This window comes from Streptomyces sp. NPDC017940 (genome assembly GCF_044328435.1).
Classification (GTDB): Bacteria; Actinomycetota; Actinomycetes; order Streptomycetales; family Streptomycetaceae; genus Streptomyces.
In genome coordinates, this window is sequence record NZ_JBIRHJ010000002.1 from 321,523 (window position 1) to 345,695 (window position 24,173).

Annotated in this window: 22 protein-coding genes and 2 pseudogenes; 7 read left to right on the forward strand and 17 right to left on the reverse strand. The window is 73.7% G+C overall.

The features are described from left to right. Nucleotides 1-486: 486 nt before the first annotated feature. Nucleotides 487-843: a DUF779 domain-containing protein gene (locus ACH4DX_RS07415; protein WP_398123933.1), complete on the forward strand. Its 357-nt coding sequence runs from the start codon at nucleotides 487-489 to the stop codon at nucleotides 841-843. Between the two features lie 72 nt (nucleotides 844-915). Further along, a complete protein-coding gene (locus tag ACH4DX_RS07420) occupies nucleotides 916-2,205 on the forward strand; it encodes a phosphodiester glycosidase family protein (protein ID WP_398154372.1) in 1,290 nt (429 codons plus the stop codon). Between the two features lie 356 nt (nucleotides 2,206-2,561). Here the strand turns inward: ACH4DX_RS07420 and ACH4DX_RS07425 are convergent, their stop codons facing one another. The 13 genes and pseudogenes from ACH4DX_RS07425 to ACH4DX_RS07485 all read right to left on the reverse strand — a co-directional run bounded on the left by ACH4DX_RS07425 (nucleotide 2,562) and on the right by ACH4DX_RS07485 (nucleotide 15,873). Beyond that, nucleotides 2,562-2,756: a hypothetical protein gene (locus tag ACH4DX_RS07425; RefSeq protein WP_398123931.1), complete on the reverse strand. Its 195-nt coding sequence runs from the start codon at nucleotides 2,754-2,756 to the stop codon at nucleotides 2,562-2,564. A 134-nt stretch (nucleotides 2,757-2,890) separates the two neighbouring features. Then, nucleotides 2,891-3,792 (reverse strand): annotated as a pseudogene (locus tag ACH4DX_RS07430) (phosphatidylinositol-specific phospholipase C/glycerophosphodiester phosphodiesterase family protein). Between the two features lie 594 nt (nucleotides 3,793-4,386). Beyond that, the gene (locus ACH4DX_RS07435) at nucleotides 4,387-5,061 is read right to left on the reverse strand and encodes an ABC transporter ATP-binding protein (RefSeq protein ID WP_398123929.1); all 675 of its coding nucleotides are present in this window, start codon (nucleotides 5,059-5,061) and stop codon (nucleotides 4,387-4,389) included. After that, nucleotides 5,054-5,971: an ABC transporter ATP-binding protein gene (locus tag ACH4DX_RS07440; RefSeq protein WP_398154750.1), complete on the reverse strand. Its 918-nt coding sequence runs from the start codon at nucleotides 5,969-5,971 to the stop codon at nucleotides 5,054-5,056. The genes ACH4DX_RS07435 and ACH4DX_RS07440 overlap by 8 nt, the downstream gene beginning before the upstream one ends. Before the next feature lie 44 nt (nucleotides 5,972-6,015). Beyond that, complete coding sequence (locus ACH4DX_RS07445) at nucleotides 6,016-6,948, reverse strand: ABC transporter permease (protein WP_398123928.1); 933 nt, start codon at nucleotides 6,946-6,948, stop codon at nucleotides 6,016-6,018. After that, nucleotides 6,941-7,933: an ABC transporter permease gene (locus ACH4DX_RS07450; RefSeq protein ID WP_398154751.1), complete on the reverse strand. Its 993-nt coding sequence runs from the start codon at nucleotides 7,931-7,933 to the stop codon at nucleotides 6,941-6,943. Before ACH4DX_RS07450 ends, ACH4DX_RS07445 begins: the two co-directional genes overlap by 8 nt. Beyond that, complete coding sequence (locus ACH4DX_RS07455; protein ID WP_398154373.1) at nucleotides 7,930-9,519, reverse strand: ABC transporter substrate-binding protein; 1,590 nt, start codon at nucleotides 9,517-9,519, stop codon at nucleotides 7,930-7,932. Before ACH4DX_RS07455 ends, ACH4DX_RS07450 begins: the two co-directional genes overlap by 4 nt. 141 nt (nucleotides 9,520-9,660) lie before the next feature. Further along, nucleotides 9,661-10,767 (reverse strand): acyl-CoA dehydrogenase family protein, encoded by a 1,107-nt coding sequence (locus ACH4DX_RS07460; protein ID WP_398154374.1) that lies wholly within the window; start codon nucleotides 10,765-10,767, stop codon nucleotides 9,661-9,663. Next, nucleotides 10,764-11,945 (reverse strand): acyl-CoA dehydrogenase family protein, encoded by a 1,182-nt coding sequence (locus tag ACH4DX_RS07465; protein ID WP_398123924.1) that lies wholly within the window; start codon nucleotides 11,943-11,945, stop codon nucleotides 10,764-10,766. The genes ACH4DX_RS07460 and ACH4DX_RS07465 overlap by 4 nt, the downstream gene beginning before the upstream one ends. Next, entirely contained in the window at nucleotides 11,942-12,919 is a 978-nt protein-coding gene (locus ACH4DX_RS07470) for an NADPH:quinone oxidoreductase family protein (RefSeq protein ID WP_398154375.1), read from the reverse strand. Before ACH4DX_RS07470 ends, ACH4DX_RS07465 begins: the two co-directional genes overlap by 4 nt. A 110-nt stretch (nucleotides 12,920-13,029) precedes the next feature. Further along, on the reverse strand, nucleotides 13,030-13,665 hold the full coding sequence (locus tag ACH4DX_RS07475) for a helix-turn-helix domain-containing protein (protein ID WP_398154376.1): 636 nt from the start codon (nucleotides 13,663-13,665) through the stop codon (nucleotides 13,030-13,032). A 102-nt stretch (nucleotides 13,666-13,767) separates the two neighbouring features. Beyond that, on the reverse strand, nucleotides 13,768-14,526 hold the full coding sequence (locus ACH4DX_RS07480) for a PIG-L deacetylase family protein (protein ID WP_398123921.1): 759 nt from the start codon (nucleotides 14,524-14,526) through the stop codon (nucleotides 13,768-13,770). A 45-nt stretch (nucleotides 14,527-14,571) separates the two neighbouring features. Then, on the reverse strand, nucleotides 14,572-15,873 hold the full coding sequence (locus ACH4DX_RS07485; RefSeq protein ID WP_398154377.1) for an alpha/beta fold hydrolase: 1,302 nt from the start codon (nucleotides 15,871-15,873) through the stop codon (nucleotides 14,572-14,574). Nucleotides 15,874-16,010: 137 nt separating this feature from the next. Between ACH4DX_RS07485 and ACH4DX_RS07490 the strand changes: the two genes are divergently transcribed. The 4 genes from ACH4DX_RS07490 (at nucleotide 16,011) to ACH4DX_RS07505 (ending at nucleotide 20,196) form a co-directional block, all read left to right on the forward strand. Continuing rightward, nucleotides 16,011-16,766, forward strand: coding sequence for a (Fe-S)-binding protein (locus ACH4DX_RS07490; RefSeq protein WP_398154378.1), 756 nt, complete (start codon nucleotides 16,011-16,013; stop codon nucleotides 16,764-16,766). Between the two features lie 80 nt (nucleotides 16,767-16,846). Continuing rightward, nucleotides 16,847-18,343, forward strand: a complete 1,497-nt coding sequence (locus ACH4DX_RS07495) for a lactate utilization protein B (RefSeq protein WP_398154379.1) — start codon at nucleotides 16,847-16,849, stop codon at nucleotides 18,341-18,343. Beyond that, entirely contained in the window at nucleotides 18,340-18,981 is a 642-nt protein-coding gene (locus ACH4DX_RS07500; RefSeq protein ID WP_398154380.1) for a lactate utilization protein C, read from the forward strand. The genes ACH4DX_RS07495 and ACH4DX_RS07500 overlap by 4 nt, the downstream gene beginning before the upstream one ends. A 51-nt stretch (nucleotides 18,982-19,032) precedes the next feature. Continuing rightward, complete coding sequence (locus ACH4DX_RS07505; RefSeq protein ID WP_398154381.1) at nucleotides 19,033-20,196, forward strand: betaine/proline/choline family ABC transporter ATP-binding protein; 1,164 nt, start codon at nucleotides 19,033-19,035, stop codon at nucleotides 20,194-20,196. 27 nt (nucleotides 20,197-20,223) lie between these two features. Here the strand turns inward: ACH4DX_RS07505 and ACH4DX_RS07510 are convergent, their stop codons facing one another. The 3 genes from ACH4DX_RS07510 to ACH4DX_RS07520 form a co-directional block, all read right to left on the reverse strand. Next, a complete protein-coding gene (locus ACH4DX_RS07510; protein WP_398154382.1) occupies nucleotides 20,224-21,207 on the reverse strand; it encodes an ABC transporter substrate-binding protein in 984 nt (327 codons plus the stop codon). A gap of 5 nt (nucleotides 21,208-21,212) precedes the next feature. Beyond that, nucleotides 21,213-21,890: an ABC transporter permease gene (locus ACH4DX_RS07515; protein ID WP_398154383.1), complete on the reverse strand. Its 678-nt coding sequence runs from the start codon at nucleotides 21,888-21,890 to the stop codon at nucleotides 21,213-21,215. A gap of 82 nt (nucleotides 21,891-21,972) precedes the next feature. After that, nucleotides 21,973-22,653, reverse strand: a complete 681-nt coding sequence (locus tag ACH4DX_RS07520; RefSeq protein WP_398123913.1) for an ABC transporter permease — start codon at nucleotides 22,651-22,653, stop codon at nucleotides 21,973-21,975. A gap of 124 nt (nucleotides 22,654-22,777) precedes the next feature. Here ACH4DX_RS07520 and ACH4DX_RS07525 point away from each other — a divergent pair, with 124 nt between their 5' ends. Continuing rightward, nucleotides 22,778-22,912 carry a hypothetical protein gene (locus ACH4DX_RS07525; RefSeq protein ID WP_398154384.1) on the forward strand — a complete coding sequence of 45 codons (135 nt, stop codon included), beginning with the start codon at nucleotides 22,778-22,780 and terminating at the stop codon, nucleotides 22,910-22,912. A gap of 128 nt (nucleotides 22,913-23,040) precedes the next feature. Here the strand turns inward: ACH4DX_RS07525 and ACH4DX_RS07530 are convergent. Then, a pseudogene (locus ACH4DX_RS07530) lies at nucleotides 23,041-24,169 on the reverse strand (GDSL-type esterase/lipase family protein). Between the last annotated feature and the right edge of the window lie 4 nt (nucleotides 24,170-24,173).

Consider the following 24,173-nt stretch of genomic DNA (forward strand, 5'->3'; position numbering starts at 1 on the left):
GCCCTGCCCCGAAGGATGTGAACAACAGGTGGGCGGGGGTTCGTCAACCCTTCTCACATATTCGCCGAAGGGGCCGACGACCATTGCGGGAAGGCGCACCCGAGGAATATCGCGGACCGGGTCCACACAAACAGGGGAGCCGTTCTGCCGAGTTATCGGGAACACGCGTCAACGTTCCCTATGGGCGGCAGAGTTCTTCTGGACAGAACACTGGACAGAACAACGGACCGCATATTCGGCACACCGCGGTGACAGAACTCGGAAGACGGCTTGCCGCAGTCCGGCGGTGAGCCTATGAGGGTGCCGCTCCCCCGGGCAAGGCGTGGCACCGGGTGTCCCGTCGGCAGGACACTGGATACCCTATGTACGTTTTATCACCTCATAGCATCCCAGGCTCTCCGTTCGCTGCAACGTCCTCGCAACGTCGGGGGCGCTTCCCTGGTCGGCGCAGGCACGACTCGCCCACGGACGGGAGACCCACGAGCCATGGCCGACACCCCGCGCGTGGAGCTGACGCCGGCCGCCGCCGATCTGCTGCGGCAGCTGCGGCAGGCCCACGGCCCGCTGATGTTCCATCAGTCCGGCGGCTGCTGCGACGGCAGCGCGCCGATGTGCTACCCCGACGGAGAGTTCCGCACGGGTGACTCCGACGTTCTGCTCGCGTCGCTCACCGTGGCGGGGGTGTCGGAGCCAGTACCGTTCTGGATGTCCAAGACCCAGTTCGAGGTGTGGAGCCACACCCGGCTCATCGTCGACGTGGTGGCGGGCCGGGGCAGCGGCTTCTCCCTGGAGGCGCCCGAAGGGGTGCGTTTCCTCATCCGTTCCCGGCTGGTCGGCACCTAGCCACCCCCGTCTGGTCAAGTCCTTGGGGCACTGGGAACGTTGTGCGGCCCGACTCCTGTCAGAGGGGGACTCGTGACACCTCGTACGCAGCACGGTGGACGGTTCAGAACCGGCTCCCTGCGGTGGGCGGGCGCCAGAGGTGCGCTGCCCCTGTGCACGGCTCTGACCACGCTGGCCGGTGTCGCCCTCACGGGGGCGGCATCGGCCGGTGCCGTTCCCGGCGGTGCCGGCGCGCCGCCGGGAAGCATCCGCGTCGCCCCCGGTGTGGCGTACCGCGACTACGACATCCCGGCCGCGAACGGCACCGCCCACGCCCATGTCCTCAACGTGAACCTGCGGGACCCGCGCGTGCGCGTCGGCCTGCTCCACCCGGGCGCGGTCGGTGCCCGGCAGGCGGTGTCCGCGATGGCGGACCGGGCGGGCGCGGTCGCCGGTGTCAACGGCGACTTCTTCAACATCACGGAGACCCAGCACCCCGGCGTCGAGGCCACGGGCGCGCCCGTGGGTCCCGCCGTCGCCGCCGGTCTGCCACTGAAGGCGGCCGTTCCCGACGGCCAGCGGTTCGGGCCCGCGCTGCCGCCCGGCACCACCACCGAGGACGTCCTCGGGGTGGGCACCGACGGCAGGGCACGCCTGGACCGCATGAGCCTGGACGGCCACATCGACTCCCGGCAGGGGCGGCAACCGCTGCGCGGACTCAACCAGTACGCGCTCGCAGAGGGTTCGATCGGCGCGTTCACCAGCCTGTGGGGCAGCACCTCACGGGTGCGCGCGACCTGCGGCACCGACACGGACCGGGGCGCGCCGTGCAGCAGCGACACCTACGAGGTGACGGTGCGGCAGGGCAAGGTGGCCGCGCGGGCCGACACCCCGGGCCGCGGTGCCATCCCCGCCGGCACCACGGTCCTCGTCGGCCGCGAGGCGGGCGCCCAGGAGCTGCGCAAGCTGTCGGTCGGCGACTCGGTGCAGGTGCGGCACCGCCTCGTCGCCGCCGCGTCGCGGGTGCCGTACGGCTTCGCGCTCGGCGGCTATCCCGTGCTGCGTGACGGCGCGCCGCTGCCCGGGCTCGACGCCCGGGTCTCCGCCGTGCGCACCGCCGCCGGTGTCTCCGCCGACGGCAGGCGTCTCTTCCTGCTCGCCCTGGACGGCGCCGCCGAGTTCCGCACCGGTCTGACCATCGCCGAGGTCGCCGCAGCCCTGCGCGCTCTCGGCGCGGACGACGGCTTCAGCCTGGACGGTGGCGGTTCGAGCACCCTGGCCGCGCGGGCACCGGGGGCGCCCGCGGTGTCGGTGCGCAACCATCCGAGCGGCGGCGCGGAACGGCCCGTGCCCAACGGCATCGCGGTGTTCTCGGGCAAGTAGCCCACGCGCAAGCAGCTTCCGGGCCAGCAGCTCTCCGGACAGTAGTTCTCCGGCAGGTGCTCCTCGGGCGGGCGGCGCCTCATCCTGTGTCCCGCACCGCCACCAGGCCGTCGAACACTCCTCGGCGCCGAACAGGTCGGGGGTGGTGCCGCCGCCGCGGGCGCGGCCCCGGTTGCTCCGGGCGATGCGTGGCATGGGGCGGAGCCAGGGCCGAGCCCTTGAAGTGTCCATGTATGTACGGGAGTTGTTCACGCGCCGGACACGATCACGGTCACGGCCGGTGCGGGGGCTCCGGGGGCGTCAAGGCGTCAAGGCGTCAAGGCATCAAGGCGTCAAGGCGTCAAGGCGTCAAGGCGTCAAGGGTGGATACCGCTGACGATGTCCGCCGTCGCCGTCATGCCGTTGTGGATGGTGGGCGCGACACTCGTGCTCGCGAGATAGAAGCCGAGCAGCCCGCACACCACGGCGTGCGACACCTTCATGCCCCCGTTGCGCAGCAGGATCACCGCCACGATCGCGAGCAACAGCCCCACGGAAATCGAAACAGCCATCACGGACCTCCTCCGCCACGCCGGAAACACGCCTTTCGGCCGCAAGTGTGGCGTAGCAGAGGGTTTGCCCGGGTGACCGGCGTGTCTGCCGGACGAGTGGTTTCCGGGGAACCATGGCGTACGGGCCGTTACCTTTACCTGCCGCGCGCGTCGAGGAACGCCTCGAGTCCCGCGAGGTCGTCGGTGTTGAGGTGGTCGACACCGGCGGCGAGGAGTTCGGCCCACACCGCGTCACGGGCGGGTCCGGGCAGATCGGGGGTGGCCCAGAAGCGGACGCGCTGCCCGCGCCGGTGTGCCGCCGACACGATGCCGCGCAGCTTCTCGCGTTCGGCGGGCGGGATCGGGCCGACGCCCCGCCAGCTGAAGTTGAGCGACCAGTTGTCGCTGATGAGCGGGATGAAGGAGGCGGGGCCGCGGTGCCGAGATCGGCGAGACGGCCGTCGTAGAAGGCGCGCCGCACCCGCTGCCCCGCCATCGGCACCCGGGCCGCGCGGTCGCCGGAGACCACGGCCGTGACGGCGGAGCGGTACACCTTGCCGTGGGCGTAGGTGGTGAACAGGTGCCGGTAGCGGCGCAGGAGCAGATCCAGTGCGTGGTACGTCGACACGCCCTCGGTCTTGATGTCGATCAGGAGCTGGAACTGGCCGTGCCCGCGCGGATGCACGGAGCCGTGGTGCCGCCGGACACGGGCGGCGAGCGGGTCCAGGTAGAGCGATTGGAGGGTACGGGCCGGGTCGAGGTCCTCCGGGTCGTGGGCGACAAGGAGCTTGCCGCCGACGAGGAAGATGTCGGCCTCGACGCTGGTGAAGCGGTGGTCGAGGGCGTCCAGGAGGGGACGGGCGTGCTCGTAGTCGTTGTGGGCGTGCGCCTGGGCGAGCGGGCGGGGGCGGGGGCGCCGTGCTCCCGCGGCCGCCGTGCCCGGGGACCGCGTGGTCGGGGCGGCCGGGGTCGCGGCGTGGGCCAGGCCGGGTGCGGCGACGGCGGTCGTGACGGCGGCACCGAAGGTGGTCAGGGCTCTGCGACGGGTGAGGGCCATGGGGTGACTCCTGGAGGACAGGGAGGGGTGGGGACAGCGTGAGTATGGGGCTCCGGTCGCGCCACGAAAACTCCCCGTCCTGGGAGTTGGCGCTCTCGACGCCGTGCGTTCACCGCGTGCGGCGACGATGGTGGCGGCCACGCGGCGCGTGCTGCTCGCCGGCCATACGAAGTCCACCCGCGACGGCCTGTACGCCTTGGCGCCGTTGTCCGACTTCGACCCGGTGGTCGTGGACGACGGCCCGGCACGGCAGGAGGTTCGGGCGGTGCGGGAGCGGGGGGATGGAGGTGCTCGTGGTGGAGCGGGGCTGACCCGTCGGCCCGCCGGGACGCCGGGGCCCCCGGCGTCCCGGCCGAGGCGTACGACGGAGCCGCCTGCCCGGTTCCCCCGTGGGCAGACGGCTCGCATCGGATGTCCAGAGACCGGAGCCGGGGCAGGCGACACGGTGCTCCACCGCTGAGCTACGCCGACCCGAGGTCGACGACGGGATGCGAACCCGCGACCGCCCGTTCCCGAAACGAAGCAGCCCGCCCCTTCGCACCTGGACGCCTCCACCGTAGCGGGGAGAGCGCACCGGGGCACCGGATTGTTCCGCTACCCGGCGGCGTCGGCCGCGCCCGCCAACTCGCCCCACTGAACCGTGCGTTCGCACCAGCGCTCAAGGAGCACCCGGTCGTGCCCCACGGCGAGGAGCCCCGCGCCGCTGTCGGCGCGGTACTCCTCGACGGCGGCCACGAGTGCGGCGGTCGTGGAGGCGTCCAGCATGGCCGTCATCTCGTCGCAGATCAGCCAGCGGGGGCGCAGGACCAGGGCGCGGGCCAGGCAGGCGCGCTGGAGCTGGCCGTCGCTGACCTCGTGCGGGCGGCGCCCCAGCAGGTCCGCGCCGAGGCCGACGGTGCGGGCGAGGTCCGGCACCCGCTCCGGGACGTCGCCGGCGCGTCCGGTGGCCCGCAGCGGTTCCGCGATCAGCTGGGTGAGGGTCAGGCGCGGATCGGCCGACAGGCGCGGCTGCTGGAAGACGACGCCGAACGCGGTGCGCTGGGCGCGTGGTGCCCGGTGCCGCCAGCCTCGGGCCGGTTCGCCGTCGACGACGACCTGGCCCCGGTCCGGCCGGTGGAGCAGCGCGGCGACCCGTGCGAGCGTGGACTTGCCGCAGCCGCTGGGGCCGAGCAGGCCGACGGACTCGCCGGGCGCGATGGTGAGGCTGACGTCGCGGACGACGGGTGCGCGGCGGTCGTACCCGGCCGTCAGGGAGCGCAGTTCAAGCACGGGGGGCCTCCAGCGCCGCGGTGACCGGGTGGTGGCAGGCGACGCCGGTGGCGGCGAGCGCGGGGAGCGTCCCGCACGCCGTGTCCGCGCGGGGGCAGCGGGCGGCGAAGGCGCAGCCGTCGGGCAGCGCGGACAGCTCGGGCGGCATGCCGGGTATGGGGGCGAACTCCCGCTCCGGCAGGGCGTTCAGGAGGCCGCGCGCGTAGGGGTGGCGCGGTCCCGGGTCGCCGAAGAAGGCGTCCGCTCCGGCGATCTCGACGACGCGGCTCGCGTACATCACGGCGACGCGGTCGGCGACGCGGTCGGCCGCCGCGAGGTCGTGGGTGATCAGGAGCAGGGCGCGGTCGTCGCCGACGTGGCGGCGCAGTTCGTCCACGGTGCGGTCGACGAGCTCGCGGTCGAGGCCGGTGGTGGGCTCGTCGGCGAGGAGCAGCGGGGCGTCGCCGATCAGGGCGAGGGCGGTCGCGGCGCGCTGGGCGAGGCCGCCGGACAGCTCGTGCGGGTAGCGGTCGAGGTGGCCGAGCGGGAAGGAGGCGCGCTCGGCGGCGGCAGCGGCGGCCTCGCGCAGGTCGGGCCTGCGGACCCCGGCGAGTTCCCGCAGGGTCTCCTCCAGCTGGGAGCGCACCGTGCGTACGGGCGTCAGGTGCGCCGCCGGGCTCTGGGGTACGAGGCCGACGCGCCGGCCTCGTACGGTGCGGGCCAGGGTGCGCTCGTCGGCGGTGAGCAGGTCGGTGCCGTCGCCGAGGAGTGCGGCGCCCGCGGTCTCGGCGTTCTCGGGCAGCAGGCCGAGCAGCGCCGACGCGAGCACCGACTTGCCGCAGCCGCTCTCGCCGACGAGGGCCAGGCACTCCCCCGCCGCCAGGTCGAAGCGGGCGTCGGTGACGGCGGCCACCTGGGCGCCGCCGCGCATGCGGAAGCGCACGGAGAGCCCCCGTACCGAGAGGACGGGCCGGGTCACAGCATCAGCTCCGATCGTCGGCGCGGGTTGATCCGGTCCCGCCAGGCGCCCGCGAGGCCCGCGATCGCCAGGGTCGGCACGATGATGAACAGGCCGGGGAAGAGCGTCGGCCACCAGTCGCCCGCGAGCAGCGAACTGCGGGCGCCCTGCACCAGGGTGCCGAGGCTCGCCTGGTGTGTCGGCAGGCCGAGGCCGAGGAAGGACAGGGCGGACTCGTGCCAGATGGCGTGCGGGACCATCAGGACGGCGGCGAGCCCTGCCTGGGGCAGCACGCCCGGCAGCAGGTGCCGCACGGTGACGCGCCACCGGGACGCCCCGCCGGAGATGGCCGCGTCGACGTAGGGGCGCGAGCGCAGCGAGAGGACCTCGGCGCGCACGATGCGGGCCGTGGAGAGCCAGTGGGTGAGCGCCACGGAGATCACCACGGGCCATACGCCCGGCCGGAACATCGCCACGATGAAGATGCCGAGCAGCAGGTGCGGAACCGACGAGAAGACGTCGACGAGCCGCATGACGACCCGGTCCACCCAGCCGCCCGCGGACGCGGCGACGGCGCCGACGGCGGTGCCGATGACGGTGGCCACGACGGCGGCGACCACCCCGACGAGGAGGGAGACCCGCAGCCCGTAGACGCAGCGCAGGAGCAGGTCGCGGCCCACGTCGTCGGTGCCGAAGGGGTGTTCGACGGAGGGCGGCAGGAGCTTGTCGGCGAGGTGGACGGCCTGTTCGTCGAGGTCCGCGAGGGGCGGCACGATCAGGACGGCGAGGACGACGGCGACGACGATCACGGCCGAGCTCCCCACCCGCCAGGCCCGGGTCGAGCGGGACGCCTTGCGGCTGCCCGCGACGGACCGCCCCGCCACCGGGCGCCAGACGGTGCCCTTGTCGGCCGTCGTCGCGGCACCGGCAGTCGTTCCGGTCTCAGCCATCGAATCCCACCCTCGGGTCGGCGAGCCCGTAGAGCAGGTCCGCGAGCAGGTTGCCGAGCAGGACCGCCACCGTGGCTAGGGCGGTGAGCGCGGCGAGCAGCGGGAAGTCCACGGACGTCGCGGCCTGCACGGTCGCGGCGGCGATGCCGGGCCAGCTGAAGACGGTCTCCACGAGCAGGGCGCCGGTGATCAGTTCGGGTACCCGGGAGCCGATGAGCGTGAGCACCGGCAGCATGCCGGAGCGGAACGCGTGCTTCAGGAGCACGGTCCGCTCGGCGAGACCGCGGGCACGGGCGCCCCTGACCGGGTCGTCGCCGAGTGCGTCGCCCACGCCCTGGCGTACGTACAGGACGAACCAGGGCAGCTGCGAGACGGCGAGCACGCCGGCGGGCAGCACGAGGTGCCGGGTCACCTGCCCGGCCGTCACGGCCACGCTGGAGGTGTCGGTGAGCCCGCCCGCGGGCAGCACGCCCAGTTCGAGGGCGAAGAACCACACGGCGAGCAGGCCGAGCCAGAACGGCGGCGCGGCCTCCAGGGTGTAGGCGAGGGAGGTCACGCAGCGGTCGAGCCAGCCGCCGGGGCGGCGGGCGGCGAGTACGCCGAGTGCGGAGCCCACGAGGACGGCGAGGACGAACGCCGTCGCGGCGAGCAGCACGGACCAGCCGACGCGTTCACCGATGGCGTCCGCGACGGGCTGGCGCAGCGTGCTGGAGTCCCCGAGGTCGCCGTGCAGGGCGGCGGTGAGCCAGTCCCACCAGCGGGATACCAGCGGTTCGTCGACGCCGAGGTTGGCGCGGAGCTGGTCCAGGTTCTCCTGGGAGGAGGTGAGCCCGGCGGTGCCCGCGTACGCCTTGACGGGGTCGAAGGGCGAGGCCTCCGCGACGGCGAAGACGCCGAAGGTGACGACGAGCAGGACGGGGACGGCGAACGCCGCCCGCCGTCCCACGAGCCGCGCCATCGGGCCCCAGGGCAGCCGCCCGGTCACTTCTTCGGCTGCCAGTCCTCGACGTTCCACCAGGGTCCCGAGGCGAGGCCGTGGTCGTGCGGCTCCACCTGGGTGGAGAGGTCGCCGTAGGACTTGTTCACGACGTACAGGTGGTCGATGTGGGTGAGGAAGGTGTAGCCCGGGTTCTGCACCAGTTCGCGCTGGACGGTGTCGTAGGCGGCCTGCCGCTTCGCGTGGTCGCCGCTCCTGCGGGCGTCCTCCAGGGCCTTGTCGACCTCGGGGTTGTCGTAGTGCGCCATGTTGTTGAAGCCGTCACCGGCGAGGGAGGACTTCAGGAGCGTGTACTGGTCGAAGTCGGGGTCGGCCGGGGAGCCGCCGCCCGCGAGGACCGCGTCCTTGGGCATCCGGGGCTCGATGACCTCCCAGGTGCCGGACTGCACCTCGACCTCGATGCCGAGCTTCTTGGCGTCGGAGGCGTAGGCGAGCGCGTGGTCCTGGCGGAGCTTGTCGCCGGAGAGGTACCAGAGCGGGAACTGCGCCCGGACGCCGTCCTTCTCGCGGATGCCGCCCTTGCCGGGCTTCCAGCCGGCGTCGTCGAGGATCTTCTTGGCCTTCGCCGCGTCGAACCGGCGCTCGGTGCCCTCGGTGAACCAGGGGCTGTCCGTCGGGACCGGGCCGTAGGCCTCCTTGCCCGCGCCCTCCAGGATGGAGTCGACCATGGCCTTGCGGTCGACGCCGACGTCGAGCGCGCGCCGCACGGCGGTGTCGCCCGCGACCTTGTTGCCGGTCGGCAGGGTCACGACGCGGTAGTCGAACGTCTTGGCGGCGTACGTCTTCTTGTCCGCGTCGGACGTGAAGGTCTTGGCGAGGTTCGGCGGCAGGATGGCGCCGTCCAGGTCGCCGGTGCGCAGGCGGGTGGCGCGCAGGTCGTCGTCCTTGACGATCGCCATCGTGAAGTTCTTGATCTTCGGCGCGCCGCCCCAGTAGTCCGGGTTGGCCTTGAAGACGAGCTTCTCGCCCTTGGACCACTTCACCAGCTCGTAGGGCCCGGTGCCGATCGGCTCGGTGGTGAAGGCGCCGCTGTTCACGTCCTGCTTGCCCGCGACGTGCTGGGGCGCGATGGGCAGGACGGTGCGCTCGGCGAACGGGGCGTAGGGGTACTTGAGGTGGAAGACGACGGTGTCGTCGCCCTTGGCCTCGACGCTCTTGACGGCGTCCAGCTCGGTCTTGGAGGCGTTGTTGGTCTTCTTGTCGAGGATCGTCTCGTACGTGAAGACGACGTCCTTGGCCGTGAACGGCTTGCCGTCGCTGAACTTGACGTCCTTGCGCAGCTCGTAGGTGTAGGTCGTGCCGTCGTCGCCGACCTTCGGCAGCTTCGCGGCGAGCGCGGGCTTGAGCTCCATGTCCGCGTCGTGCGTGAGCAGACCGTCGAAGATCTTGGAGTTGCCGTCCTTGCCGTAGCCGAGGAGCGGGCTGAGGGTCTCGGGTTCGTACGCGATGCCGACGACCGCCGACGTACCGGAGCCGCCCTTGCCGTCGTCCGGTGACGAACAGGCCGACGCGGCGACCGCCAGTGCGGCGGTCGCCGCGACCGCGCCCGTGGTCCGTATGGATCGGGCCCTCATGCTCCACACCCCTACTGAAGATCAAACCTTCTTGCGAACAGCTCGCAATTATGCCTCATGTAATGGGTGCGGGAGGGAGGGGTGTCCTACGACTTGCGGAGCAGGCCCAGGTCAGGGCGGTGCGGAAGGGGCGTGGGGGCCTCAGGGTGCAGGCAGCGCGACCAGCTCCGCGAGGGCCTCCTTGTGCTGTCCGGCCGTGCCGAGCCCGATCGAGTCGGCCTTGGCGCGCTTGAGGTAGAGGTGGACGGGGTGCTCCCAGGTCATGCCGATGCCGCCGTGCAGCTGGAGCGCCTCCTCGGCGGCGCGCACCGCCACGGGGGCGGCGTACGCCTGCGCGACGGACGCCGCGAGGTTCGGCTCGTCGCTGCCGGTGGCGAGGGCGTCGGCGGCGTGCCGGGCGGCGGCGCGGGTGTTCACCACGTCGAGCCAGCTCTTGGCGAGCCGGTGCTTGAGCGCCTGGAAGGAGCCGACGGGCCGGTTGAACTGGTGCCGCTCCTTGGTGTACCGGACGGTCTGCGCCAGGCACCATTCGGCGATGCCGAGTTGCTCGGAGGCGAGCAGCCCGGCCCCGGCGCGCAGACCGAGGCGCACCGGGGTGTCCGCGCCCGCCGCGAGCCGCCGGGCCGGGGCCCCGTCGAAGGTGACCGCGGCCAGTGGACGGGTGCGGTCCAGGGACGTCCGCGGGGTGACGGTGACGCCGTCGCGGCCGGTTTCGGCGGCGAACAGGCCCTCGGCGGTCGGGACGAGCAGGATGTCGGCGACCGCCGCGTCGGCGACCCCGGTGACCTCGCCGTGCAGCGCCCCGCCCACGTACCGCACCGGCGCGCGGGTGCCACCCGGCGCGGTGGCGAACGGCACCGCGAGCACGGCGACCGTGCGGCCGGACGCCAGGGCGGCGAGCAGTTCGGCGGCGTCGTCCGGGCAGGCGAGCAGCGTCTCGGTGGCGATGACGGCGCTCGTCAGGAACGGCACCGGCGCCACCGTCCGGCCGAGTTCCTCGAGGACGACGGCGGCCTCCCGGTGCGTGGCGCCCTGTCCGCCGTGGGACTCGGGCACGAGCAGCCCGGCGAGGCCCATGCCCTCGGCGAGCATCTTCCACAGCTCGCGGTCGTGCGGCTGCTCCGACTCGGTGCGGGCGAGGACGGTGGCCGCGTCGCAGCGGTCGGCGAGCAGGGAGCGCACGGCGGACCGCAGCGCTTCCTCCTCCTCGGTGTAGAGCAGGTTGGTCTGTGCGGGCTCCACCGTCATCGGGTCAGGTCCTTCCAGGCGACGTCCTTGTCGGTACGCGGTTCCTGCGGCAGGCCGAGTACGCGCTCGGCGACGATGTTCAGGAGCACCTCGCTGGTGCCGCCCTCGATGCTGTTGCCCTTGGCACGCAGGTAGCGGTAGCCGGCCTCGCGTCCGGTGAAGTCGACGAGGTCGGGCCTGCGCATCGTCCAGTCGTCGTACAGCAGGCCCTCGTCGCCGAGGAGTTCCACCTCGAGGCCGCTGATCTCCTGGTTGAGCCGGGCGAAGCCGAGCTTCATGCCGGAGCCCTCGGGTCCCGGCTGTCCCGCGACGAGCTGCTGGCGCAGCCGTTCGCCGGTGATCCTGGCGACCTCCGCCTCCACCCAGAGCGTCAGGAGGCGCTGGTGCAGGTCGTGGGTGCGCAGTTCGGGGCGCTCGCGCCAGGCCCGCGCGACCGGGGCGATCATGCCGCCCTCGCGCGGGATCCGCATGCCGCCGATGGAAACGCGCTCGTTCATGAGGGTGGTCTGCGCGACCTTCCAGCCGTCGCCGACCGGGCCGAGGCGGTGGCTGTCGGGGATGCGCACGCCGGTGAGGAAGACCTCGTTGAACTCGGCCTCGCCGGTGATCTGGCGCAGCGGCCGCACCTCGACGCCCGGGTCGGTCATGTCGCAGAGGAAGTACGTGATGCCGCGGTGCTTGGGCAGCCCGGGGTCGGTGCGGGCGATGAGGATGCCCCAGCGTGCGGTGTGCGCGCTGGACGTCCACACCTTCTGCCCGTCCACGATCCAGTCGTCGCCGTCACGGACGGCGCGGGTGCCGAGCGCCGCGAGGTCCGATCCGGCGCCCGGCTCGCTGAACAGCTGGCACCACACCTCGTCGCCGATCCACAGCGGCCGCAGCAGGCGGCGCTTCTGCTCGTCGGTGCCGAAGGCCAGGATGGTGGGGGCGGCCATGCCGAGGCCGATGCCGATGCGGCGCGGGTCGTTGTCGGGCGCGCCCGCCGCCTCGAGCTCGGCGTCCACCACGGCCTGGAGCGAGCGCGGGGCGCCGAGACCGCCGAGGCCCTCGGGGTAGTGGACCCAGGCGAGCCCGGCGTCGAAGCGCGCCCCGAGGAACGCGGTGCGTCCGGTGGTCGCGACCGGGTGCGCCGCGAGCAGGTCGCGGGTGCGGCGGCGGAGTTCGGCGGCGCCGGTCACGCGGCGGCCTCCTCGGTGAGCGCGGGCAGGACGGCCACACGGCCCGTGGTGGTCCCGTCGGCGACGCGCTGCACGGCCTTAGCGGCCCCGCCGAGCGGCACGCGCTCGCTGATCAGCGGCTTGATGGCGCCCTTGGCGGCGAGCTGACCGAGGTGGTCGTGGCACTCCAGGACCGCGCGGGGGTCCTTGGTGTTGTACAGGCCCCAGTGCAGCCCGAGGATCGAGTAGTTCTTCACCAGGGCGTGGTTCAGGGCGGGCGTCGGGACGGTGCCGCTCGCGAAGCCGACGACGAGGATGCGGCCCTCGAAGGCCACGCACTTCGCGGACTTGGTGTAGGCGTCGCCGCCCACGGGGTCGAAGACGACGTCGGCGCCGCGGCCGCCGGTGGCCTCCTTCACGGCGCCCACGATGTCGTCCGCGAGCCGGTCCACGACCAGGTCGCAGCCGAGCCGCCGGGCGACCTCGGCCTTCTCGGCGCCGCCGACCACACCGATGACGGTGGCGCCCGCGGCCTTGCCGAGCTGCACCGCCGCGCTGCCGACGCCGCCCGCCGCCGCGTGCACGAGCAGGGTCTCGCCCGCGGTGAGCCGCGCCCGCCGGTGCAGGCCGAACCAGCCGGTCTGGTAGCCGATGTGCAGGGTCGCGGCCTCCGCGTCGTCCAGGGCCTGCGGCGCGGGCAGCAGGGCCGCGGCGTCCGCGAGGGCGTACTCGGCGAAGCCGCCGTGCGGCAGGGCCGGGGTGGCGATGACGCGCCGTCCGTCCTCGGTCTCGCCGCAGATCTCCACGCCGGGCGTGAACGGCAGCGGCGGGGTGATCTGGTACTGGCCGCGGCACAGCAGCGCGTCCGGGAAGTTGACGCTCGCGGCGCGGACCCTCAGGAGCACCTGGCCCGCGCCGGGCTTCGGCAGGTCCCCCTCTTCGAGCCGCATCACCTCACCGGGCTCGCCGTTGCGGTGTACGTGCCATGCGCGCATGCGGGGCCTCCACGCTGTAGTCGACCGTGCTCCGGACGCATACTAAGCGGTCGCTTGCCCAAAGGGGAACCGTGCGCGGGGGGAGGGTCCCGATCCCGCCACCCGCCCCGTCACTCCTCCTGGCCGCGCTTGGCCGCGGGCCGCGCGCGTACGTGCATCCGCTCCCCCTGCGGCCCGAACAGGCTGAGGAACTCCACCGGCCCGTCCCCCGCGGACCCGAACCAGTGCGGCACCCGGGTGTCGAACTCCGCGGCCTCGCCGGGGCCGAGCACCACGTCGTGCTCGGCGAGCACCAGACGCAGCCTCCCGGAGAGGATGTACAGCCACTCGTACCCCTCGTGGGTCCTGGGGTCGGGCTCGGCGGAGCGGGCGGGCTCGATGACCTTGTACGCCTGGAGCCCGCCGGGCTGCCGGGTCAGCGGCACCATCGTGCGCCCGTGCCGGACGATGGGCTTGGCCCGCACCCGGGGGTCGCCCACCGGGGGCGCGCCGACGAGCTCGTCGAGGGGCACCTGATGTGCCCGGGCGATGGGCAGCAGCAGTTCGAGGCTCGGCTTGCGGCCCCCCGATTCGAGCCGCGACAGCGTACTGACGGAGATCCCGGTCGCGGCGGAGAGCCCCGCGAGGGTGGCCCCCCGCTCCTTGCGGATCTTTCGGAGCCGGGGCCCGACGGCGGTGAGCACCTTGTCGGTCCCACCGTCGCCGGGCAGGTCGTCGGGGCTGAGGTTCTTGTCGGCGCTTCCCATGCCCCCATTGCAGTTTCAGCAACCGCACATGTCAATCCAGCACGGCAAGCGCGCAGCAGGGGATTCCTGCTCCGGGGCGCGGCCCCATGACCCCCCGCACGCCTACCTCCCGAACACCTCGAAGGCCACCGCGGGAGTCCCCCCGAACCGGGGGGCGAGCTGCTCGGCGTACCCGGCGAGGAACGTACGGCAGTACGTCTCGGGGTCCTCGTCGGTCAGCGCCGCAAGATACGCCCGGTGCTCCAGCAGGGACCGGATGCCCCGCTCGAGACCGGCGGTGGCGTCCACCGCGTGGGTGGGGGTGTCGGTGCCGGCCACGGCCACCCACCGCACCCCGTCCCAGGGTTCGAGCCCCTGCTCGGTCAGCTCGGGGAAGATCCACCGGTTGCCCGCGTCCGACGCGGCGTCGAGCGTCGCCCGCCCGACGGCGACGTGGTCCGGGGTGTTCCAGGCGACGCCGCCCCAGGTGTCGCGGTGGTTGAGGGTGATGACGAGCTCGGGCCGGTGCCTGCGGACGGCGGCGGCGATGTCGCGGCGCAGCGCCGTGCCGTACTCGATCACGCCGTCGCGGTGGTCGAGGAACTCCACGGTGCCGACGCCGACGACGGCGGCGCTCGCCCGCTGCTCCCGCTCGCGCAGCGGCCCCGCCTCGGCGGGCGCGAGGGTGTCGATGCCCGCCTCGCCGCGGGTCGCGAGGAGGTAGGCGACCTCGCGCCCCGCGTCGGTCCACGTGGCGACGGCGCCCGCGCAGCCGTACTCCAGGTCGTCCGGGTGGGCGACGACGGCGAGCGCCCGCTGCCAGTCCTCGGGCATGGGGGCGAGCTGGGCGGGCGCCGCGGCACTGTTCTGCTGGTCGGTCATGGGCGGCAGCCTAGGGCGTACGGGGTGCCCGCCGCCCGGGACCGGTCAGAGTTCGCCGCGCGCCAGACCGAGCAGCCGGTCGAGGACCCGGGAGCCACCGGCCCGCAGCCCGTCGTGTTCGAACTCGTCCGTCACCCAGGTCCGAAGACCGCGGATCGTGCGGGCGGTGCGCAGGGAGTGCGCGGTGTCGACGTACATGTCGTCGTGGTAGACGGCCGCGGCCACGGGGACCTCGTTGGCGGCGAGGCGCGCGGGGTCGTACAGCCCGGGCCAGTCGGTGCGTTCGGCGATCAGGTCGGCCGTCTCGCGCAGCGGGCGCAGGGCCGGGTCGCAGTCGAACATCCAGCGCTGCACGGCCTCGCCGGTGAACAGGGGCGCGGTGCCGTCGGCGAGGCTCTTGCCCGCGTCGAAGCGCGGGAACTCGGCCCGCACGCGCTCCGCCGACCAGGCGGTGGGCCGCCCGTCCTGGGCGTAGATCGCCTCGTGCAGGACGGCGTACAGCGGCGCGGACGCGTACGACAGGATCGCCTGGGCGGCCTCCTGGAAGGCGTCCGACAGGGCGTGGCCCGCCGGGGTCCGCACGAAGGCGTCCTCCAGGAGGTAGTGCAGGCGGTGGCTGCCGTCGCCGGTGCCGAGCAGGATGCCGAGGGACTGGAAGGCCTCGGGGGTGAGGCGGTAGCCGCCGGGGAGCACGGGCTCGTGCTCGGCCGCGTACTCCACGACGCGGGCGGCGCGCTCGGCGTCCTGCGGGTAACGCGCGTAGTGCGCGAGGGTCTTGCGCTCCATGCGGGGGTACGCGGCGCGGTACACGTCGTCCGCGTGCCCGTCGAGCGAGGGCAGGCCACCGGTGATCAGGGCGGTCGCGAGCCCCTCGGGCGCGGTCGACAGATAGTGCGTGGCGCAGAAGCCGCCGAAGCTCTGGCCGAGGACCGTCCACGGCGCGCCACCGGTCACCTCGGTGCGGATCGCCTCGCAGTCGCGCACGATCGCGTCCGCGCGGAAGTGGCCGAGGTAGGCGGCCTGTTCGCGCGGGCCGCCGCGCAGGGGCAGCGTCTGCCGGTTGGCGGGCGTGGAGCTGCCGGTGCCGCGCTGGTCGAGCAGCAGCACCCGGTAGTCGCGCAGGGCGCGGCCGAGCCAGGCCTGCTTGCCGCTGAAGCGCTGCGCGCCGAAGCCGGGGCCGCCCTGGAGGTACACCAGCCACGGCAGTCCGGCGTCCGCGCGGCCCGCGGCGACACACTCCCGCGCGAACAGCTCGATCCGCTCACCGTCCGGCACACCGTGATCCAACGGCACACTGAACCAGCGGTCGGTGAGCACGACTCCGGGCTGACGGTACGACTCGCTCAAGCCAACTCCTAGGCAGGGGGTATCGGCCCGTCCGGCGTTCGAGGACGGACCCTCGGGGCGGCGGGGGTCCCCCGCGGCGCCTTCGCCAGATTACGCTGCGGGCACGGGCACCCGATGATCGACAGGAGGCACCGGCGATGCGCATCGCGCTGTTCCTGACGTGCGTCAACGACACGCTGTACCCCGGCACGGGCCGCGCCGTGGTGAAGCTCCTGACCAGACTGGGTGTGGACGTGGACTTCCCGGCGGCGCAGACCTGTTGCGGGCAGGCGCACTACAACACCGGGTACCGGCACCGGGCCGAGCCGCTCGCCCGGCACTTCTGCGAGGTCTTCGGTGCGTACGAGGCCGTCGTGACGCCGTCGGGATCGTGCGGGGCGATGGTGCGCGAGCTGTATCCGCGGATGGGAGAGCGGGCCCGCGCGGAGGGCCGGGGAGACACGCTGGCCCGCGCTCTCGCCCCCGTGGTGCCGAAGACGTACGAGCTGACGGAGTTCCTGATCGACGTGCTCGGCGTGACCGACGTCGGCGCGTACTTCCCGCACTCCGTCACCTACCACCCCACCTGCCACGGTCTGCGCTCCCTCGGCCTCGGCGACCGGCCGGGGCGCCTGCTCTCCGCGGTGCGGGGACTGACCCTCGCCGAGCTGCCCGGCGCCGAGGAGTGCTGCGGCTTCGGCGGCACGTTCGCCGTGAAGAACGCCGCCGTGTCGGCGGCGATGGGCGCCGACAAGGTGCGCGGCGCCGAGTCGACGGGCGCGGAGTTCCTGTGCGCGGCGGACAACTCCTGCCTGATGCACATCGGCGGCACGATGAGCCGGCTGCGTACGCGGATGCGGCCCGTGCACATCGCCGAGATCCTGGCCTCCACGCGGGCGGAGCCCTGGCGGTGAGGGGCCCCGAGAACGAGGGAGAGCGAGGACGAGGGGGAACGAGGAGCCCCGGACGTGAGCGGACTCGGGGAGCCGAGGTCATGGGCGGGACGTTCGTGGGGATGCCGGCCTTCCCCGAGGCGGCGCGCGAGGCCGTCGGCGACGCCACCCTGCGCGCCAACCTCCGCCACGCCACCCACACCATCCGTGACAAACGCGCGAGGGCCGTCGCCGAACTCGACGACTGGGCGCGGCTCCGCGAGGCGGGCAAGCAGATCAAGGACCACACCCTGCGCCACCTCGGCCGCTGTCTGGAGCAGTTGGAGGAGGCCGTCACGGCGGCGGGCGGCACCGTCCACTGGGCCGCCGACGCCGACGAGGCCAACCGCATCGTGACCGGTCTGGTCGAGGCCACCGGTGAACGCGAGGTCGTCAAGGTCAAGTCGATGGCCACCCAGGAGATCGGCCTCAACGAGGCCCTGGCCACCGCGGGCATCCGCGCCTACGAGACCGACCTCGCGGAGCTGATCGTGCAGCTCGGCGACGACCGGCCCTCGCACATCCTCGTCCCCGCCATCCACCGCAACCGCGCCGAGATCCGCGACGTCTTCCGCGCGGAGATGGCCCGGTGGGGCCGCCCCGCCCCCGAGGGCCTCACCGACACGCCGGCCGATCTCGCCGAGGCGGCCCGGCTGCACCTGCGGGAGAAGTTCCTGCGCGCCAGGGTCGGCATCTCCGGCGCGAACTTCATGGTCGCCGAGACGGGCACCCTGGTGGTCGTGGAGTCCGAGGGCAACGGCCGGATGTGTCTGACGCTGCCCGAGACCCTGATCTCCGTCGTCGGCATCGAGAAGACGGTGCCGACGTGGCGGGACCTGGAGGTGTTCCTCCAGACGCTGCCGCGCTCCTCGACGGCCGAGCGCATGAACCCGTACACCTCGACGTGGACCGGGACCACGGACGGCGACGGGCCGCGCGCCTTCCACCTCGTCCTGCTCGACAACGGCCGCACCGACACCCTCGCCGACGAGGTGGGCCGGCAGGCGCTGCGCTGCATCCGCTGCTCGGCGTGCCTGAACGTGTGCCCCGTCTACGAGCGCGCGGGCGGGCACGCGTACGGCTCGGTCTACCCCGGGCCCATCGGCGCCGTCCTCGGCCCGCAGCTGCGCGGCACGGGCACCGCGCTCGACGCCTCGCTCCCCTATGCCTCCAGCCTGTGCGGCGCCTGCTACGAGGTGTGCCCGGTCGCCATCGACATCCCGGAGGTCCTCGTGCACCTGCGGGAACGCGTGGTCCAGGGCGGTGAGTTCACCCGGCACGGCGCGAGGGTGACCCTCAGACCGGCGAGGGGGCACGCGGCCGAGCGGGCCGCCATGCGCGCGGCGGGCCTGGTGTTCGCCCGGCCGGGGCTGCTGCGGGCCGGTCAGCGCCTGGCCGCACGCACCCGCGGGGCGCACCCCCGGACGCTGCCGGGCCCCGGGCGGGCGTGGAGCGCGACCCGGGACCTGCCCGTGGTGCCGGAGGAGTCCTTCCGCGACTGGTGGCGGCGCACCCAAGAACGCACCGGACCCACCGGCGACCGGGAGGCCGGCGCGTGAGCAGCAGGGAGATCATTCTCGGGCGGATCGCCCGGGCCCTCGGGCCGGTCCCCGACGAGCCGTACGAGGCGGCCGTCGACCGCGGTTACGCGGACGCGCACGGCGACCTCACCACCGGGCGGACCGTCGACCTGCTCGCCGAGAACCTCGCCGACTACCGGGCCCTGGTGCACCGGACCGACCGCACGGGGCTGCCGGAGCTCCTGGCGCGGCTCCTGGCCGCGCGGGGCGCCCGAACCGTCCTGGTGCCGCCGGGGCTGCCGCCCGACTGGCTGGCCGCCGCCGATGCCGTGCGCGTCCCCGACCGCGCGGGGAGCACGCCCGCTCAGCTGGACCGGGCCGACAGCGTGGTCACCGGCTGCGCGGTCGCCGTCGCCGAGACCGGCACGATCGTCCTCGACGGCTCCCCCGACCAGGGGCGCCGCCGCATCACCCTCGTACCCGACCACCACATCTGCGTCGTCCGCGTGCCCGGCCAGGTCGTCGCCTCCGTACCGCGGGCACTACGACGACTCGACCCCGCGCGGCCGCTCACCTGGATCTCCGGCCCCTCCGCGACCAGCGACATCGAACTCGACCGCGTCGAGGGCGTGCACGGTCCGCGCACCCTGGAGGTCGTGCTCGTCGAGGGCCTCTGAAGCCCCTACCGAGCGTGTGCGGGGACGATCACGCGCGGTTAGCGTGAGGGGATGATCCGGTTCGAGCAGGTGACCAAGCGCTACCCGGACGGCACGACCGCCGTGGACGGCCTCTCCTTCGAGGTCGCCGAGGGCGAGCTCGTCACCCTCGTCGGCCCGTCCGGCTGCGGCAAGACGACCACCATGATGATGGTGAACCGTCTGGTCGAACCGACGTCGGGGCGCATCTACGTGGACGGCGAGGACATCGCCGGCGTCGACCCGGTGCGGCTGCGGCGCCGCATCGGCTACGTCATCCAGCAGGTCGGCCTCTTCCCGCACCGCACCGTCCTCGACAACACGGCGACCGTACCGTCCCTCGTCGGCTGGAAGCGGGCCAGGGCGCGGGAGCGCGCGGCCGAACTCCTCGACCTGGTGGGGCTCGACCCCAGGACGTACGGCCCTCGCTACCCCGAACAGCTCTCCGGCGGTCAGCGGCAGCGGGTCGGCGTGGCCCGCGCCCTCGCCGCCGACCCGCCGGTGCTCCTGATGGACGAACCCTTCGGCGCCGTGGACCCGGTGGTGCGGGAGCGGCTCCAGAACGAGTTCCTGAACCTCCAGCGCACCGTGCGCAAGACCGTCCTCATGGTCACGCACGACATCGAGGAGGCCGTGCGGCTCGGTGACCGCGTCGCCGTGTACGGGCGGGGCCGCATCGAGCAGTTCGACACCCCGGGCGCCGTCCTCGGCACGCCCGCGACGCCGTACGTGGCCGAGTTCGTGGGCGCGGACCGGGGCCTGAAGCGGCTCTCGGTGACCGCGATCGAGGCCGACGACCTGGAGCAGCCGCCCGTCGCCCGCCTGGACGAGTCCGCCGCGCGGGCCGCCGCCCGGCTGCGCGGGGACGACGCCCGCTGGGCGATGGTCCTGGACGCCGGTGGCGATCTGCACGGCTGGGTCGGCGTCGACGAGGTGGCGCTCGCCGGGGCGGACGCCACCGTCGGGGACCTGGCCCACCGCATGAACGCGTGGGTGCCCGTCGGCACCCCCCTGAAGCAGGCGTTCGGCGTGATGCTCCAGCACGACGCGGGCTGGGTCGCCGTCGTCGACGGCGCCCGCTTCGTCGGCGTCCTCACCCCGGCGAAGCTGCACGAGGCGCTGCGGCGGTCCGTGGACGCCGATGCCCACGGTGTGGGGCGCGGGGACGTGGAGTTCGATTCGGTGGCGGACGCCTAGGGCCTTTCCCGCGCGGGACTTCCGGCGTCAGAGCAGGCCCTTGTCCTGCAAGTACGTCTTCGCCACGTCCTTGGGCAGTCTGCGCCAGCTGTCCACCTGGCGGTTCAGGTCGGCCAGGTCCTCGGTGGTGAGGACGGTGTTGAGGCGGGACAGGGCGTGGGCGACGCCCTTGCCGCCCGCGCGGGAGCGGTTGACCACGGGGACGATGTGGTCGGCGTTCTGGAGGTGCTTGTCGTCGGCGAGGAGGACCAGGCCGAACTCGTCGAGGGTGGCGTCGGTCGTGGTGGTGAGGACCATCTGGTCCCGGCCGCTCTGGACGGCCTTCTTGGCCTGCGTGGTGCCGACGCCCTTGGGGTCCACGCCGGTCACGTCGATGCCGTACACCTTCTTCAGGCCGGGTTCGCAGTAGGGCCGCTGCACGCACTCGTCGCCCGCGGCGAGCCGTACCCGCAGACGGGACCTGCCGAGGTCGCTGAGGGTCTTCAGACGGTGCTCGCGCGCGTAGGAGGCGGCGACGGCGAACGCGTTCTGGTCCACGGCGCGGCCCGCGTCGAGGACGGTGAGGCCGCGCGGCGCGGCGAGGTCGCGCAGGGCCTTCATGGTGGCGGCGAGGTCGGGTGAGCCGACGGGCTTCGCGTCGGCGCCGTTGGCCTTGGCGTTGAGCCAGTCCGCGAAGGTCGCCGCGTACTCCGGGACGACGTCGATCTGCCCCGACTCCAGGGCCGGTTCGTAGAGCTCGCGGTTGGCGACGGTCAGGATCTCGGTGCCGTGGCCCGCCCTGTCCAGGAGCAGGGCGTACATCTGCGCCAGCAGGTCGCTCTCGGTGAAGCCCGCGGAGCCCACGACGAGGTGCTCGCTGTCGCCGGGCGGCGCGGTGACCTCGCCCCGGTTCTCCAGGGAAGGACCCGAGCCGCAGCCCGCGGCGAGCAGGGCGAGGGCGGCGGCGAGCACGCCGTTCCTGGCGCGCCGGGCCCCGCGTCCACGCCAGGACCCGCGTCGTCGGGTGCGCATCCCGCTCACCCCTTCCCGTGCCGGCGGGCCCGCCCGGGCGCGAGCCGCTCCGCGATCTCGAACAGGCCCTCCACGAGCAGCGCGAACACCGCCACGAGCACCGCGCCCGCCACCACCTGCGGCGTGCTGGCCAGGTTGAAGCCCGCCGTGATGATCCGGCCGAGGCCACCGCCGCCCGCCAGTGCCGCGATGGTCGCGGTGGCGACGAGCTGGACGGCGGCGAGCCGCACCCCGCTCATGATCAGAGGCAGGGCGAGCGGCGCCTCCACCCGCCACAGGAGCTGCGGCCCCGTCATGCCCATGCCCCGCGCGGCCTGTACGACGCCGCGGTCGACGCCGCGCACGCCCACGTACGCGTTGGTGAGCAGCGGCGGCACGGCGAACAGGACGAGGGCGACGACGGTGGGGCCCTCGCCCCACTTGCCGAGGGGGGTCAGGAGCAGGAGCACGAGCACCGCGAAGGTCGGTACGGCGCGGCCGACGTTGGAGATGTTCACCGCGAGCGCGCCGCCCCTGCCGAGGTGGCCGAGGACCAGCGCGACGGGCAGCGCGACGAGGCAGCTGATGAGCAGGCACACCGCGGTGAGGACGAGGTGCTGGGTGAGCCGCTGCCAGATGCCGCCGTCGCCCGCCCAGTGCGCGGAGTCGGCGAGCCAGTCCCAGGCGTCGGAGAGGATCTTCATGGGCGGGCCGTCCCGCCGCGGACCTTCTTGGGCGGGCCGTCCCGCCGCGGATCGTCGTGAGCGGGCGTCCCGCCGCGGATCGTCATGAGTGCGCCGCCCTCGTCCACGGCGTGAGCAGGCGTTGCACGCCGAGCAGCAGCAGGTCGGCGAGGACGGCGACGACCACGCAGAGCACGGAGGCGGTGAGGACCTGGGCCTTGAAGTAGGTGTTCATGCCGGAGTAGATGAGGTTGCCGAGTCCGCCGAAGCCGACGATCGCCCCGACGGTGGCCAGCGAGACGGCCGAGACGGTGGCGATGCGCAGGCCCGCCATGGCCGCGGGCAGGGCGAGCGGCAGCTCGACGGTCAGGAGCAGCCTGATCGGGCCGTAGCCCATGCCGCGGGCGGCCTGCCGGGTCTCCTCGGGCACCGCGCGGAGGCCCGCGAGGATGTTGCGGACGAGCAGCGTCAGCGAGTACAGCACGAGGCCCGCGACGACCAGCGTCGAGGACAGGCCGTAGACCGGGAGCAGCAGCGAGTACATCGCGAGTGAGGGGATCGTGTACAGGATCGTGGTGAGGGCGAGGACCGGCCCCGCCGCGAGGCCCCAGCGGCGCGCGAGCACGGCGAGGGGCAGGGCGATCGCGAGGGCGAGGACCACGGAGAGCGCGGTCAGCTCCAGGTGTTGCAGCACGGCGTCGACCAGGATGTCGCGGCGGGTGCTCAGATATGTGCCACAGATCCACTCGTTGCGCGCGAGGCAGTCGTCCGGAGGCGCGGTCACCCGTCCATTCCAGCGGGCCCGGCGCGAGGCGGCACGTGGTGGTGGCCCGTACGGGGACACTTCGGGCGCCCGGACCCTCCGTCCGGCGGGGGCGGGGTCTGTCGCCGGGGCGCTCGCCCGTCCTATGGACTCCGAGGGCAGTGTCTACGCAGCCGAGGTCTCCTATGTCGAGGTCGGCAGCAAGCTGACGCCGCCGCGCGAGCTGGTGAGCCTGCGCAAGTGGCGGCGTGTGCGGGGCGACGCCGACACGCGGGGATGACCCCGACAGGCGGGGTCGACGCCTACACGCGAGGGTGACGCGGCACGCGAGGGTGACGCCCGCACGGGTCGTGGCGCCGCCCCGAAGGGGTCCCCGGGGTTCGGACCCGCTCCCGCCGCGCCCGCGGGTCAGGAACCGCCGCCCGGGCGGGGGGCGTGGGCGGCGAAGGGGCCCCCGGTGCCGAAGGCCGCCGCCGCGAAGCGTTCGCCCATGCGGTGGTGTGTGGTCGCGTCGGGGTGCAGGGCGTCGGGCAGCGGCAGTTCCGCACAGTCGCTCTCGCCGTACAGCTCACGGCCGTCGAGGTAGTGCACGTTCGGGTCCTGCTCCGCCCGCTGCCGGACGATGCGGGCCAGCTCCTCGCGGATGACGGTCAGGGTCAGCTTCCCGCTCGCGCGCTCCGCGGGGTCGCCCGCGGCCGTGAAGCGCAGGCGCCCCTCGCTCAGCGCGCTGAAGTCCGGCGCGCTGGGGCCCGGTGTGTCCTCGTGGATCGGGCACAGGATGGGTGACACGACCAGGAGCGGCACGGTGGGGTGGCCCTCGCGGACGGTGTCGAGGAAGCCGTGCACGGCCGGGGTGAAGGCGCGCAGGCGCATCAGGTCCGTGTTGACCACGTTGATGCCCAGCTTGACGCTGATCAGGTCGGCGGGCGTGTCCCGCAGGGCGCGGGCGGTGAAGGGGTCCAGGAGCGCGCTGCCGCCGAAACCCAGGTTGACGAGGTCCACTCCGGCGAGCGCGGCGGCGCGTGCGGGCCAGGTGCCGGTGGGGGTCGCGGCGTCGGAGCCCTGACTGATCGAACTGCCGTGGTGCAGCCACACCGTGCGGCCGCGGTCGGGCACCGGTGCCACGGGCGCGTCGGTGCGCAGAGCGACCAGTTCGGTGGTCTCGTTGTGCGGCAGCCAGATCTCCACGTCCTTGACCCGGCCGGGCAGGCCGGTGAAGCGGACGGTACCCGGCTCGCCGGGCGTGTGCTCCGCGGTGCCCGCGGTCATGTCGATGGTCAGCGTGTTGCCGCCGGCCACGCGGGCCCGCGCGGTCAGGGTTCCGTCTGGGCAGCGTGTCCAGTTCGACGGTGGTGGCGCGGGTGCGCAGCGCGAGGCGGACACCGGCGGGCTGGGACTCGGCCAGGGCGAGTTGCCCGTCGGAGCACTGGGCGCGGGCCCGCGCGGGCAGCCGGTGCGGCAGCACGCCGAGCGCGGTCCGCTCCAGTTCCAGGGCGCCGCGCAGGAGGTCGGCGGTGAGGGGTGTGGTGTGCAGCATGGTG